The sequence below is a fragment of the Amycolatopsis deserti genome (assembly GCF_014653945.1).
GTDB classification, from domain to species: Bacteria; Actinomycetota; Actinomycetes; order Mycobacteriales; family Pseudonocardiaceae; genus Amycolatopsis_E; species Amycolatopsis_E deserti.
Map to the genome: position 1 here is coordinate 422,228 of NZ_BNAU01000004.1, position 12,680 is coordinate 434,907.

General features: G+C 72.2%; 13 protein-coding genes and 1 pseudogene. 8 read left to right on the top strand and 6 right to left on the bottom strand.

What is annotated here, in order from left to right; translation table 11 throughout:
* Positions 1–18: 18 nt before the first annotated feature.
* Positions 19–1,329, top strand: coding sequence for an alginate O-acetyltransferase AlgX-related protein (locus tag IE290_RS20010; protein ID WP_191246131.1), 1,311 nt, complete (start codon positions 19–21; stop codon positions 1,327–1,329).
* On the opposite strand, the gene IE290_RS20015 is transcribed toward IE290_RS20010, so the two are convergent.
* The 3 genes from IE290_RS20015 to IE290_RS20025 are packed head-to-tail and all read right to left on the bottom strand — an operon-like array spanning position 1,289 to position 3,877.
* Positions 1,289–2,167 carry a metal ABC transporter permease gene (locus tag IE290_RS20015; protein WP_191246132.1) on the bottom strand — a complete coding sequence of 293 codons (879 nt, stop codon included), beginning with the start codon at positions 2,165–2,167 and terminating at the stop codon, positions 1,289–1,291. The two genes, IE290_RS20010 and IE290_RS20015, sit on opposite strands and share 41 nt — an antisense overlap.
* A gap of 22 nt (positions 2,168–2,189) precedes the next feature.
* On the bottom strand, positions 2,190–2,984 hold the full coding sequence (locus tag IE290_RS20020; protein ID WP_191246133.1) for a metal ABC transporter ATP-binding protein: 795 nt from the start codon (positions 2,982–2,984) through the stop codon (positions 2,190–2,192).
* Positions 2,981–3,877 carry a metal ABC transporter solute-binding protein, Zn/Mn family gene (locus IE290_RS20025; RefSeq protein ID WP_191246134.1) on the bottom strand — a complete coding sequence of 299 codons (897 nt, stop codon included), beginning with the start codon at positions 3,875–3,877 and terminating at the stop codon, positions 2,981–2,983. The genes IE290_RS20020 and IE290_RS20025 overlap by 4 nt, the downstream gene beginning before the upstream one ends.
* A gap of 196 nt (positions 3,878–4,073) precedes the next feature.
* Here IE290_RS20025 and IE290_RS20030 point away from each other — a divergent pair, with 196 nt between their 5' ends.
* From IE290_RS20030 to IE290_RS20040, 3 genes are all read left to right on the top strand, one after another.
* The gene (locus IE290_RS20030; RefSeq protein ID WP_027935726.1) at positions 4,074–5,174 is read left to right on the top strand and encodes a LacI family DNA-binding transcriptional regulator; all 1,101 of its coding nucleotides are present in this window, start codon (positions 4,074–4,076) and stop codon (positions 5,172–5,174) included.
* 67 nt (positions 5,175–5,241) lie between these two features.
* On the top strand, positions 5,242–5,736 hold the full coding sequence (locus tag IE290_RS20035) for a beta-class carbonic anhydrase (RefSeq protein ID WP_191246135.1): 495 nt from the start codon (positions 5,242–5,244) through the stop codon (positions 5,734–5,736).
* Between the two features lie 9 nt (positions 5,737–5,745).
* On the top strand, positions 5,746–6,624 hold the full coding sequence (locus IE290_RS20040; protein ID WP_191246136.1) for an iron-sulfur binding domain-containing protein: 879 nt from the start codon (positions 5,746–5,748) through the stop codon (positions 6,622–6,624).
* A gap of 1 nt (position 6,625) precedes the next feature.
* On the opposite strand, the gene IE290_RS20045 is transcribed toward IE290_RS20040, so the two are convergent.
* Complete coding sequence (locus tag IE290_RS20045; protein ID WP_191246137.1) at positions 6,626–7,384, bottom strand: alpha/beta fold hydrolase; 759 nt, start codon at positions 7,382–7,384, stop codon at positions 6,626–6,628.
* An 81-nt stretch (positions 7,385–7,465) separates the two neighbouring features.
* Here IE290_RS20045 and IE290_RS20050 point away from each other — a divergent pair, with 81 nt between their 5' ends.
* The 3 genes and pseudogenes from IE290_RS20050 to IE290_RS20060 all read left to right on the top strand — a co-directional run.
* A complete protein-coding gene (locus tag IE290_RS20050; protein ID WP_191246138.1) occupies positions 7,466–7,762 on the top strand; it encodes an antibiotic biosynthesis monooxygenase family protein in 297 nt (98 codons plus the stop codon).
* Positions 7,762–8,571, top strand: coding sequence for an SIR2 family NAD-dependent protein deacylase (locus IE290_RS20055; protein WP_191246139.1), 810 nt, complete (start codon positions 7,762–7,764; stop codon positions 8,569–8,571). Before IE290_RS20050 ends, IE290_RS20055 begins: the two co-directional genes overlap by 1 nt.
* A gap of 47 nt (positions 8,572–8,618) precedes the next feature.
* Positions 8,619–9,761 (top strand): annotated as a pseudogene (locus IE290_RS20060) (FAD-dependent monooxygenase); the annotation flags it as partial.
* Positions 9,762–9,976: 215 nt separating this feature from the next.
* Here the strand turns inward: IE290_RS20060 and IE290_RS20065 are convergent.
* Entirely contained in the window at positions 9,977–10,810 is an 834-nt protein-coding gene (locus tag IE290_RS20065) for an SDR family NAD(P)-dependent oxidoreductase (protein ID WP_191246141.1), read from the bottom strand.
* A gap of 86 nt (positions 10,811–10,896) precedes the next feature.
* Here IE290_RS20065 and IE290_RS20070 point away from each other — a divergent pair, with 86 nt between their 5' ends.
* Complete coding sequence (locus IE290_RS20070; RefSeq protein WP_191246142.1) at positions 10,897–11,763, top strand: LysR family transcriptional regulator; 867 nt, start codon at positions 10,897–10,899, stop codon at positions 11,761–11,763.
* On the opposite strand, the gene IE290_RS20075 is transcribed toward IE290_RS20070, so the two are convergent.
* On the bottom strand, positions 11,750–12,667 hold the full coding sequence (locus IE290_RS20075; RefSeq protein ID WP_191246143.1) for an endonuclease/exonuclease/phosphatase family protein: 918 nt from the start codon (positions 12,665–12,667) through the stop codon (positions 11,750–11,752). The genes IE290_RS20070 and IE290_RS20075 overlap by 14 nt on opposite strands.
* Positions 12,668–12,680: the final 13 nt, after the last annotated feature.

The window sequence follows — 12,680 nt, forward strand, 5'->3', positions numbered from 1 at the left end:
AACGGTTAACGTTGCCGCGTGGCGCACGAACCGCAGCAACTCCCCGCGGTGCACGAGGCGTGGCTGCCCCGCGAGCACTCCCTGCACCGGCCCCGGCACGGCGGACGGCAGCTCACCGCGTTGATCAGCGCGATCGTGTTCTTCACGACCCCGGCGCTGCTGTGGGTGTTCGGCGCCCGCCCGGCCGAGATCGAGAACCGGCACCTCGCGAGCTTCCCCAGCATCGGCGACGGCTGGGCGTTCTTCACCAGCCTGCCCGGCTGGGCCACCGACCAGCTCACCTTCCGCAGCGCCGCGATCGACGCCGCGGACTGGGTCAGCCGCACCTTCTTCGGCGAGACCCCACCGCGCGACCAGGCCGGCACCACCGAGACCGGTCCCCTGCCCGGCAGCCCGCCACCGACCCAGACGCAGGGCGAGGACGACCAGCCGACCACCTCGGGCCCGGTCGACCAGGCCGGCTACCGGCAGGTGATCGAGGGCCGCGACGGCTGGCTGTACTTCGGCTACGACGCCGAGGCCAAGTGCTCCCCGGTCCGGATGCTGTCCGACACGCTGGAGCGGATGAACCGCCTGCGCACGATCATCGAGGCGTCCGGCCGCAAGTTCGTCTGGGTCGTGGCGCCGGACAAGTCCACGATGGTCCCGGAGAACCTGCCGACCAGCTACCCGGGCCGGGAGTGCCACCGGGCCGCGGAGGCGCCCACCTGGCAGCAGATCGACGCGGCCGGCGCGGTGGACCTGCGGCCGGCCCTGACCGCGGAGGCGCGGCGCGTCAACCGGCCGGTCTACCCGTCCAACGACACGCACTGGACCGACGAGGGCTCGCTGGTGATGACCCGCGCGGTCGCCGAGGCCGTGCGGCCGGGCATCACCGCGACCTGGCAGAGCAAGCGGATCGGCACCTACACCGTGGCCGCGGACCTGCCGCCGCTGCTGGGCAAGAAGGCCGACAAGACGAACGTGCTCTACGACCTGCGCCCGGACGGCATCGTCGACCGGGCCGGGCAGACCATCTCCGACATCGAGACGCCGTCCTACCGGTTCGCCTCACCGATGTCCTCGACGGTGAACGAGAAGACCCTGTTCTACGGCGACTCGTTCACCAAGGCGTCCTCGCGCTACCTGGCGGCCGGGTTCGCGAACCTGACGATGCTCGCCTACTTCACCCCGAAGACGAGCCGGGACCAGGCGATCGGGATGTTCGTCAACTCGGACGTGATCGTGCTGGAGACCGTGGAGCGCAGCGTCTCCGGCGGTCAGCTGCCGTTCCTGACCGACGAGTTCCTCACGGCGCTGCAGGCGCAACTGCAGGCGAGTCCTCGGTGACGCGGGCGGCCCGGTCGCGCAGGTAGGCGACCAGGCGGCAGACCAGGTAGATGGTGAACGCGATCGCGGTGACGAACGCGCTGACCGGCGCGCCCGGCGCGAGCGACAGGACGATGCCGCCCAGCGCGGCCGTCTCGGCGAACACGACGGCCAGCACGGTCGCCTTCCACGGGCTCGCGGTGAGCCGCGCGGCCGCGGCGGCCGGGGTGACCATCATGGCGACCACCAGCAGCGCGCCGACGATCTGCACCCCGAGCGCCGTCGCGACGCCGACCAGCACGGCGAACACCACGGACAGCGTGCGCGCCGGGACGCCGCGCGCCGCCGCGACGTGCGGGTCGACGCTGGCGAACAGCAGCGGCCGGTAGATAACCGCGAGGATCAGCAGCACCACGAGTGCTGCGATGACCAGCACGATGAGGTTGGTCGTCTCGATCGACACGATCTGGCCGACCAGGATGCCGAACTTGTTGGCCGCGCGGCCCGGGTAGAACCACAGGAACAGCACGCCGAGGCCGAGCCCGAAGGACAGGATCGCGCCGATCACCGAGTCGCGATCGGACTCCCGCCCGCCGAGCAGGCCGAGCAGCAGCGCGGCGATCACCGCGCCGGCCAGCGACCCGAACTCGACGCCGACGCCCAGCAGCAGGGCGCCGGCCGCACCGGTGAAGGCCAGTTCGGCGGTGCCGTGCACGGCGAAGGACATCCGCCGGGTCACGATCAGCGGGCCCAGCACCCCCGCCACCAGCCCGAGGACGGCCGCGGCGAGCAGGGCGGTCTGCACGAACGGCAGCCCGAGCAGCTGCGCCGTCAGACCGAAGTCGAAGAGCTTGTCCATGTTCAGCGGGAACCTTCGGTGCTCACGAAACGCGCTCGTCCAGGTGGTGGGGTTCGTCCTCGCAGACCGCGCTGCGGGCGCCGGCGACGTGGATCTGGCCGCCGACGCGGACCACCTCCACGCGCGCCCGGTACAGCTCGGACAGCGTCGCGGAGGTCATCACGACCTCCGGCGGGCCGATCCGGAACCGGCCGTCGACCAGGTAGAGCACGCGGTCCACGTACGGGAGGATCGGGTTGATCTCGTGGGTCACGAACAGCACCGCGGTGCCGGCCTCGCGGCGGCGGGCGTCGATCAGCTCGCTCACCGCGCGCTGGTGCGCGAGGTCCAGCGACAGCAGCGGCTCGTCGCACAGCAGCACGTCCGGCTCGCCGACCAGCGCCTGCGCGACCCGCAGCCGCTGCTGCTCGCCGCCGGAGAGCTTGCCCACCGGCTGCTTGGCGTAGGACTGGGCGCCGACCGCGGCGACGGCGGCGGACACCCGACGCCGTCGCTCGGCCAGTCCACGCAGCCCGGTGCCCCACCGGTGCCCGTCGAGCCCCAGCCCGACGAGGTCGACCCCGCGCAGCGTCAGCGCCTCGGCCATCGCCCGCTGCTGCGGGACGTACCCGACCGGGTGATCGCTGTTGATGCGCACGCTGCCGCGGGAGAGGTGCTGCAGACCGAGCAGCACCTTCAGCAGGCTGGTCTTGCCCGACCCGTTCGGGCCGAGCACGGCGACGAACTCGCCGGGCTCGACCGTGAGGTCCAGACCGGACCACAGCGTGCGCGAACCGAACGCGAGGGTCGCGCCGGAGATCTCCACCGCAGGGCTCAAGAGTTCAGGGCCTTCGCCAGGTCGTCGACTTCGCTGGTCATCCAGGCAATGTAGTCCGTCGTCCCGGCGGGCAGCGTCTCGGTCACGCCCACCACGGGGATGCCGGCCCTGTTCGCCTCGCCGACGACCTGCTCGGTGACCGGGGTGACCGTCTGCTCGTTGTTGATCAGGGCCTTGACCTGCTTGCCGGTGATGAGCGAGTTGAATTCGGCCAGCGCGGCCGGCGGCACGTCGGTCTCCTCCTCGACGGCCTCGGAGAACTCCGCCGGGGTGGCGTCGGTGACCTTGGCGGCCTCGATCAGGTAGTGCGCGACCGGCTCGGTGACCAGGACCTTGGTGCCCGGGTGGGTGGTGCCGATCTGGGCGGCCTTGGTGGTGAGCTGGTCGAGCTGGGACTTGAAGTTCGTGGCGTTGGCGGTGAAGGTCTGCGCGGCGTCCGGCTTGATCTGGCCGAGCTGCGCGGCGACCTGGTCGGCCACCTGGGCGACGGTGGCGAAGCTGTACCAGACGTGCTCGTTCTGATCGGAACCGATGGCAGCAATCTCATACGCGTTGAGCTTGCGGGCGTTCGCGGCCTGGTCGGCCAGCTTGCCGAAGAAGTCGTCGTAGCCGCCGCCGTTGGCCAGGGTCAGCTGCGCGTTCTGCGCGGCGATGGCGTCTTCGGGGGTGGTTTCGTAGGAGTGCGGGTCGGCGCTCGGGTCGTCGATGATCGAGGTGACCGCCACCTGGTCGCCGCCGACCGCGGACAGCACGCTGCCCCAGACGTTGGTCGAGGCGACGACGTTGATCTTGCCGCCGGTGTCGCTCGCAGTGTTACCCCCACCACAGGCGGTGAGACCGAGGACGAGGGCCGTCGCGGCGGACGCGAGGCCGATCAGGCGGGGGAAACTCATCGCGAGCACTCCTGAAGTACGAGGTGGGACGCTTGGTCAGGGCTATTGGAAACGGTTTTCGAGTTCACCTTACCTGAACGGGTGACGATCTCACCGGCTCGGTTACTCCCGTTTGAACGTGACGTTGCGCAGTGGCACACGCCGCACGGACGGCGTCCGACTTCACGACTTCGTTCTGAACCGTTACGGTTCCCTCATGGGGCGTCCTATGCGCATGAGGCGACAGGCGACGTTGGCGTCGCTGGCCGCGGAGCTCGGCGTGTCTCGGACCACCGTGTCCAACGCCTACAACCGCCCGGACCAGCTGTCACCCGAACTGCGCAAGCGCGTGCTGGAAACCGCCCGCCGCCTCGGCTACCCCGGCCCCGACCCGGTGGCGCGGTCGCTGCGCACCCGCAAGGCGGGCGCCGTCGGCCTGCTGCTCACCGAGAACCTGTCCTACGCCTTCCGCGACCCGGCCGCGATCGGCGTGCTCGAGGGCCTCGCGCTGGCCTGCGAGGACGCCGGCGTCGGGCTGCACCTGGTGCCGGCCAGCCCCGGCCGCGACGACGTGGCCGCGGTGCACCGCGCCGGTGTGGACGGTTTCGTCGTCTACTCGGTGCCGGACGACGACCCGCACCTGGGCGCCGTGCTGGCCCGCCCGGTACCGACGGTGATCATCGACCAGCCGCGCATCGAGGGTGTCGACCGGGTCGGCCCGGACGACACGACGGCCGTCACCGCGCTCGCCGAGCACATCATCCAGCTCGGGCACCGGCAGGTCGGCGTGCTGTGCATGCGGCTGGCGCGCGACCGCAACGACGGGTTCGCCTACCTGGACCGGCAGCAGAGCGCGCACTTCCACGTGCAGCGCGCCCGGCTGGAGGCGCTGGCGAAGGCGTTCGCGAAGGTCGGTGTCGACTGGTCGACCGTGCCGGTGGTGGAGCGGTTCGAGCACACCGTGGACGACGGCGCCGCCGCGGCCCGCCACCTGCTCGACGCGCATCCCCAGGTGACCGCCCTGATCTGCACCTCGGACATCCTCGCGCTCGGCGCGCTGGCCGAGGCGAACCGGCGCGGCCTGCGGGTGCCCGCCGACCTGACGGTGACCGGGTTCGACGGCATCGCCGAGGCGGAGCGCGCCGGTCTGACCACCGTGCACCAGCCGGTGCTGGAGAAGGGCCGCGCGGCGGGCAAGCTGCTGCTGTCCTCCGGCGACCACGTCAAACCACGGATCATCACGCTCAACACGCAGCTGCGGATCGGCACGACGTCCGCCCCGCCGCGCACGATGGAGCAGCACTGGTTCGGGCCGTGATCTGTCTCATTGCGGGGCGTTGATGGGTCCGGTGGAATGAATCCGGACAATCTCCCGGGAGGCTTTCTTGACCGCGATCGACACCCTGCTCCAGCGCAACCAGGACCACCCCGAGACCGTCGGCGACCGCTCGGACGCCCGGCCCGGCCTCAAGGTCGCAATCCTGACCTGCATGGACGCCCGCATCCGCGTCGGTGACGTGTTCGGGCTCGGCGAGGGCGAGGTGCACGTGCTGCGCAACGCCGGCGGCGTGGTCACCGACGACGTGATCCGCTCGCTCGCGCTGTCGCAGCGGAAGCTCGGCACCGAAGAGGTGCTGATCATGCAGCACACCGCGTGCGGCGTCTCGTCGGTCACCGAGGACGACTTCAAGGACGAGCTGGAGTCGGAGTGCGGCGTGCGGCCGACCTGGTCGGTCGAGGCGTTCCGCGACGTCGAGGACAGCGTGCGCCGGTCGGTGCGCCGGGTGCGCCGCAGCCCGTACCTGCCCCACACGGACAAGGTGCGCGGGTTCGTCTACGACGTGCACACCGGCAAGATCTCCGAGGTTTCGGACAACTAACCTGGGCGCGTGCCCATCGACTCCGAACTGCTGATCGACTGGTTCGACTCGTGCGCCCGGGACCTGCCGTGGCGGCGACCGGAGTGCACCGCGTGGGGTGTGCTGGTCAGCGAGATCATGCTGCAGCAGACGCCGGTCGCGCGGGTCGAGCCGATCTGGCACGAGTGGCTGGCGCGGTGGCCGGTGCCGTCCGCGCTGGCCGCGGCGAGCCAGGGCGAGGTGCTGCGGGCGTGGGGCAAGCTCGGCTACCCGCGGCGGGCGCTGCGCCTGCACGCGGCGGCCACGGCGATCGCCACGGAGCACGGCGACGTGGTGCCGTCCGATGTGGACACGCTGTTGTCGTTGCCCGGCATCGGGGCGTACACGGCGCGGGCGGTGGCGGCGTTCGCCTACGGCAAGCGGGCGCCGGTGGTCGACACGAACGTGCGGCGCGTGGTGGCGCGGGCGGTGCACGGCGCGGGCGATGCGGGCCCGCCGTCGAACACCCGCGACATGGCCGACGTTTCGGCGATCCTGCCGCACGACGAGGCCAGGGCGGCGCGGTTCTCGGCGGCGCTGATGGAGCTGGGCGCGGTGGTGTGCACCGCGCGGTCGCCGCGTTGCGCGGACTGCCCGGTGTATGCGGATTGCGCCTGGCAGAAGGCCGGCCGCCCGGCGTACAACGGCCCTGCCAAGGCGACTCAGAAGTACGCTGGCACGGACCGCCACGTGCGCGGCCTGCTGCTGGACGTCCTGCGTGGCACGCCGGAGCCGGTGTGGAAGGCGAGCCTGGACGTGGTCTGGTCGGACACCGGCCAGCGGGACCGCTGCCTGGACTCGCTGCTGGTGGACGGCCTGGTGGAGCAGACCGCGGACGGCCGGTTCGCACTGCCGGGCGAGCACCGGTAGATCAGCGCCCCAGAACCTCCGACAGGAACGCCTCGACCGCGCCCCGGTAGATCTCCGGCTGCGAGTCGTGCACGACGTGCCCCGCCCCGGGGACCACCACGTGCCGGCCCCGCTGGGCCCGCCGCGCCATTTCCGCCTGCTGCCCGGGCGGCATCAACGTGTGCTCGGCCTCCACGACCAGCATCGGGCACTTCACGGCCTCGACGAGCGACCAGTACTCCCGCCGCCCCCACTCCGCGGCGATCTCGTACAGATCGTCCAGCGACGCGATCAGGTGATAGCCGTCGGCGCGTTCCTCCACGCATTCGGTGAAGTACTCGCCCGTCTCGCCGAAGAACTCCCGCACGTGCGCGAGCGACTGGAACGGCACCGGCCACGACTCGAAGTACCCGCGCCACGTCTCGACCGTCTTGCCGCGCTGGTCCGGCGCCATGTCCTCGACCACCACAGCGTGCACGAGTTCCGGCTCGGCGGCCGCCAGCGCCCACGCGTGCAGCCCGCCCATCGAGTGCCCGATCACCACGGCCGGCTCGCCCAGCGACCGCACCACCTCGGCGGCGTCGGCGACGAACCGTTCCGTCGTCCACGGCCCGCCCCGCGGCCCGCGCCCGTGCCCGCGCGCGTCCAGGCCCACGACGTGCCCGTACCGGCGCAGCCACTGGGCCACCCGCCACCACGTGCGCGCCCGGCCCATCAGCCCGTGCAGCAACACGATCGGACGGCCCTCGCCACCGAAGTCCACGACGCTCACGGCGCCCATTGAATCAGCTGCCGAGCAGCGACCGGGTCCGCCGCCTGCGCGGTCTCGAGCACAGCGACGCGGGCTGGGTAGGCTGAGGTCATGGCAGTCGTGAAGATCAATGCGATCGAGGTCCCCGAGGGCGCCGGCCCCGAGCTGGAGAAGCGGTTCGCGAACCGGGCCCACTCGGTGGACGGGCAGCCCGGGTTCCTCGGCTTCGAGCTGCTGCGCCCGGTCGCCGGCGAGAACCGCTACTTCGTCTACACGAAGTGGGAGTCCGAGGAGGCCTACCAGGCCTGGGCGGGCGGCCCGGCCAAGGAGGCGCACGCCGGCCAGAGCTCGCGGCCGGTCGCCAGCGGGGCGAACCTGCTGGAGTTCGAGGTCGTCCCGCTCGACTGATGTCCGACGACGGCCTGGCCGGGGCCGCCGAGATGCTCGCCGGCGCGTCCGCGCTCCTCGTGTGCGCGGGCGCCGGCATGGGCGTCGACTCCGGGCTCCCGGACTTCCGCGGGAACGAGGGGTTCTGGCGGGCCTATCCGCCGTACGCGCGGCTCGGGCTGAGCTTCGCCGAAATCGCCGACCCTCGTCACTTCGCCGAGGATCCCGAGCTGGCCTGGGGTTTCTACGGGCACCGGCTCGAGATGTACCGCCGCACCGAACCGCACGCCGGGTTCGGGTTGCTGCTGCGGCACGGCTCCCGGCTGCCCGGCGGCGTCGCGGTGTTCACATCCAATGTGGACGGCCAGTTCCAGCGGGCCGGGTTCGGCCTGGTCGCCGAGGCACACGGCTCGATCCACCACCTGCAGTGCACCGTTCCGTGCGGCCCGGACATCTGGCCCGCGGAGTTCTCCCCCGACGTCGACGAATCGACCATGCGGGCCCGCCCGCCGCTGCCGTCCTGCCCGAACTGCGGCGGCCTGGCGCGGCCGAACATCCTGATGTTCGGCGACTTCGACTGGCTGTCCGCCCGCACGGACGCGCAGATGCGCGCGCTCGACGAGTGGCGGCGCGCGAACCGGGACGCGGTCGTCGTCGAGGTGGGCGCCGGGCGGGCGGTGCCCACCGTGCGCCGCTACGCCGAACTGGCCTCCGCCGCGACCGGCGCGTTGATCCGCATCAACCCGCGCGAACCGGAGGTCCGGCACGGCCGCGGGGTGTCGCTCCCCCACGCCGCGCTGCCCGCGCTGACCGCCTTGCTCGATCGCTGACAGCCGACGGTCAGCGGCCGGTAAGCGGCGCCCGGCACGGTGACGGCATGACCAACACCAAGATCCTCATCTCCGGCGCCAGCATCGCCGGGCCCGCCCTCGCGCACTGGCTCACCCGCTACGGCTACGCCGTGACGGTCGTGGAGCGGGCACCCGCCCCGCGGCCCGGCGGGCAGGCGATCGACGTCCGCGGGCCGGCGCTGGACGTCGCCGAGCGCATGGGCATCCTGGACGCGCTGCGCGCCCACAGCACCGGCATGCGCGGGATGTCGGTGGTGGACGCCGACGGCACCGAGATCTACCGCACCGAGGAACGCACGGTCAGCGGCGGCGACCTGGACAGCCCGGACGTCGAGATCCTGCGCGACGACCTCGCGCGGATCATCACCGACGCCACGAGCGGCGACGTCGAGTACCTGTTCGGCGACTCGATCGCCGCGCTGGAACAGGATGCCGACGAGGTCCGCGTGGTGTTCGAGTCCGGGCTGGAGCGCACGTTCGACCTGGTGGCCGGCGCGGACGGGCTGCACTCGAACACGCGCCGCCTGGTCTTCGGGCCGACCGAGCGGTTCATCCGGCACCTGGGCATCAGCATGGCCGTGTGCACCGTGCCGAATTTCCTCGGCCTGGACCACTGGCAGGTCATGCACCAGATGCCGGACGGCGGCATGCGCGGCGCGATGGTGATGAGCGCGCGGGACAACACCGAGGCGCGGGCGTACCTGATGTTCGACACCCCGGAGCCGGTGGACTACGACCACCGGGACGTCGCGGGCCAGAAGGAGATCGTGGCCAGGGCGCTGGCCGGGGACAGTTGGGAGATGCCGCGGCTGGTCGAGTACGGGCGGGCGGCCACGGACTTCTACTTCGACTCCGCGGCCCAGATCCACCTGGACTCGTGGTCGCGTGGCCGGGTCGTCCTGGTCGGCGACGCCGGCTACTGCGGTTCGCCGATGTCCGGGCAGGGCACCAGCATGGCGCTGATCGGGGCGTACGTGCTGGCCGGCGAGCTGGCCGCGGCCGGTGGCGACCACCGGGCGGCGTTCGCGGCGTACGAGAAGGAGTTGCGGGACTACGCCCGTGCGAACCAGGAGATGGCGGTGGTCAACCTGCGTGAGCGCCGCGCCCAGTCCGGCGAGGCCGAGGACGCGAGCGCGGCGGCCGAGGTCCTGGTCGAGACCGGAGTGGCGGAGTTCGCGCAGGTCGTGGCGTCGTACTCGGTCAAGGACTACGGACCGGACCACTCGATCCGGTGAACGTGAGGGTTCCACGCGTCCCGTTCGGGCCGTCGGCCCCTCTAACCAGACGGCTGCGGTCGCACGGGCGCCACCGTGCTCCTCGCAGTCGTCCGGCATACCGGATCCGGCCGTCACGCCCCCCGAACGGCCGGATCCGGTACGCGCCGCTACTGCTTCAGGACGCGTTCGGTCAGGTCACCGGCGGCCGCCACCAGGTCGTCGGTGAGCGCACCGGTCAACTCCTCCGACGGCTTGCCCTCCGGGTCCAGGACCACGCCGCTCGCCAGTGACGGCTCAGTCGCCGCGAGCACGACCGACCGGGCCGCCTCCGCCACCGGGCGCCGCACCGCCTGCCGGATCTGCTCCCACTGCGGGCGCAGGGCGGGCGGCAGGATCTCCGGGGTCATCTCGGCGGCGTTCGGCGTCGCGGCCGGGCCCGGGTCGGCCGCGTGGACCGCGACCCCGCTGCCGCGCAGCCGCTCGGCCAGCTCGCGGTTGTACGCCAGGTGCGCGAGCTTCGCGCGCCCCGAAGCCGCCATTCCGTAGTACTCGCCGGGCTCGACCTCGGCGTACGACGGGGTTCCCAGCGTCAGCGCGGCCTGGATGGAGGATGAGGTGACGTCGACGATCCGGCTCGGGGCGCCGGCGCGCAGCGAGTCCAGCAGCGCCTCGGTCAGCACCAGCGGCGAGAGGTGGTTCAGCGCGAAGCTCGCCTCGATGCCGTCGGCCGTCTCCCAGCGCTTCGACCACATGCCGCCGACGTTGTTCACCAGCAACTGCCACGGTCCCTCCGCGGCGAGCCGCTCGCCGAGCGCGCGAACCTCGGCCAGCACCGAGAGGTCGGCCTGGACGAACCGGCCGCCGATCGCCCGTGCGGCCGCCGCGCCGTGTTCCGGGTCGCGTCCGACGATCACCACGTCGTGGTCCAGTCGGGCCAGTTGGCGGGCCACCTCGAAGCCGAGTCCCCTGGTGCCCGCGGTCACGATTGCCTTCTGTGTCATGCCGTTCAGCTCAGCGCAGTGGCGGGAATCCGTCCAAAGCCGCGCGGACATGGGTCCATGCCCGCCCGGCATGGCAGCCTGTCGGAGTGGATCTGAAGCACCTGCGGTATTTCCTGGCCGTCGCCAGCGAGGGCACCTTCACCGCGGCCGCGCAGCGCCTCGGCATGACGCAACCGGCGCTGTCGCGCGCGATCCGGGCACTCGAAGACGGTGTCGGGACCGCGCTGTTCGCGCGCGGGCACCAGGGCGCGGAGCTGACCGCCGCCGGGCGGATGCTCGCCGAGGACGCGCGCGGGATCGACGAGTACGCCCGCGCGGCGATCGCCCGGGTGGCGCGGTTCGGTCAGGGCGGCCCGAGGCTGCGGGTGACCGCGCGGGCCTGTGACGTGGCCACGCTGCAGGCGCTCGTCGACTCCTACAACGCGCAGTACGAACCGCACGCCGTCGCGACCGTCGCGGACTGGCGGGTCCAGGCGGACGAGCTGCGCGCCGGGGCGGCCGACGTGGGTCTGCTGCGCGTCCCGTTCGAGAACCCGGGCCTGGACAGCGATCCGGTGCGGATCGACGAGCGGGTCGCCCTGCTGCCGCGGTCGCACCCGCTGGCCGGCCGGGACTCGATCGACCGGGCCGAACTGGCGGGCGAGGCGTTCCCGCGGTGGGTCGACATGCCGCCGGCCGAAACGGCGTTCTGGACCGGCACCGACCGGGTCGCGCACGATTGGCGACCCGGGCCGCTGGTGCGCAACGGAGCCGAGTACGCGAGCGCGGTCCGGCTCGGTCAGGCGATCGGGTTCGTGCCCCGGACCCTGCTGCCGGAACTGCCGCTCACCGGCATCAGCGTGGTGCCGGTGCACGGGCTGTCACCCAGCGAGCTGCACGTCGTGTGGGCGGCCACCGCGACCTCGCCGGACGTGGCGCGGTTCGTCCGGCACGCCCAGCTCACGGGAGCGTGATCGACGCGAACACGGCCTTGTGGTCGGAGTTCGGCATCGGGAACACGCGGTAGGCCGTGACGGCGGCGCGCTGGTCGACCAGGACGTGGTCGATCGCGACCGGGGGCGGGAACAGCTTCGAGGGCCAGGTCGAGGTGAAGCCCTCGCCGGTGGCGTTGCCCGCGTCCGCGTAACCGGTCGCGATCAGGTCCCGCAGCGTCCCGTGGTCGAGCGTGGCGTTGAAGTCACCCGCGAGGATGCGCACCGGGCCGTCCGGATCGGGGTGCGGCAGACCGGCGATCTCCGACTTCCACGCCCCCGCGTCGGCGACCGGCGCGGTCGGGTGCACCGCCACCACCTCCACCGACACCCCGCCGCCGAGGTCCACGCGCGCGCTCGGCTGCGCGAAGATCGACGGCCCGGCCAGGGACAGCTCGGTGACCGGATACCGCGACAGCAGCCCTGACCCGGCGCCACGCCGCCCCGGCTCCAGCACCCGGTGCGGCAGCAACTCGAACAGCCCGGCCGCCTCCAGCGCCGTCACCGCCTGCGGCGTCAGCTCCAGCAGGTTCAGCACGTCGACCTGGTTTTCGCGCACCAGCCGCACGAGGGTCTGCGGATCGGCTTCGCCGTAGTACATGTTCGACGACATCACGTGCAGCGTCCGCCCGTGCACCTGGGGCTGTGCCGAGGAAAACGCGCGCGGCACCACCACCCCGCCCAGCACGAGTGCGAGCACCAGCACGATCCCGCCGATCCACCAGTGCCGGAGCGCGAGGGTGAGAACCGCGAGCAGCAGGCCGCACACGATCCAGTACGGCGTCAACGCGATCAGCGACGCGGTCAACCGCCCGCCGTCGACGCCGAACAGGCGCATCGCGGCGAACACCACGAAAACCGCGGCGAGAACGGCGAAGAACACCACGCGTCCAGTTTTC

What these genes read in the sequence shown, in the direction of transcription:
- IE290_RS20015 (WP_191246132.1), bottom strand. Translation starts at nt 2,167, where the DNA reads ATGGACAAGCTCTTCGACTTCGGTCTGACGGCGCAGCTGCTCGGGCTG.
- IE290_RS20025 (WP_191246134.1), bottom strand. Translation starts at nt 3,877, where the DNA reads ATGAGTTTCCCCCGCCTGATCGGCCTCGCGTCCGCCGCGACGGCCCTC.
- IE290_RS20030 (WP_027935726.1), top strand. Translation starts at nt 4,074, where the DNA reads ATGGGGCGTCCTATGCGCATGAGGCGACAGGCGACGTTGGCGTCGCTG.
- IE290_RS20045 (WP_191246137.1), bottom strand. Translation starts at nt 7,384, where the DNA reads ATGGGCGCCGTGAGCGTCGTGGACTTCGGTGGCGAGGGCCGTCCGATC.
- IE290_RS20050 (WP_191246138.1), top strand. Translation starts at nt 7,466, where the DNA reads ATGGCAGTCGTGAAGATCAATGCGATCGAGGTCCCCGAGGGCGCCGGC.
- IE290_RS20055 (WP_191246139.1), top strand. Translation starts at nt 7,762, where the DNA reads ATGTCCGACGACGGCCTGGCCGGGGCCGCCGAGATGCTCGCCGGCGCG.
- IE290_RS20065 (WP_191246141.1), bottom strand. Translation starts at nt 10,810, where the DNA reads ATGACACAGAAGGCAATCGTGACCGCGGGCACCAGGGGACTCGGCTTC.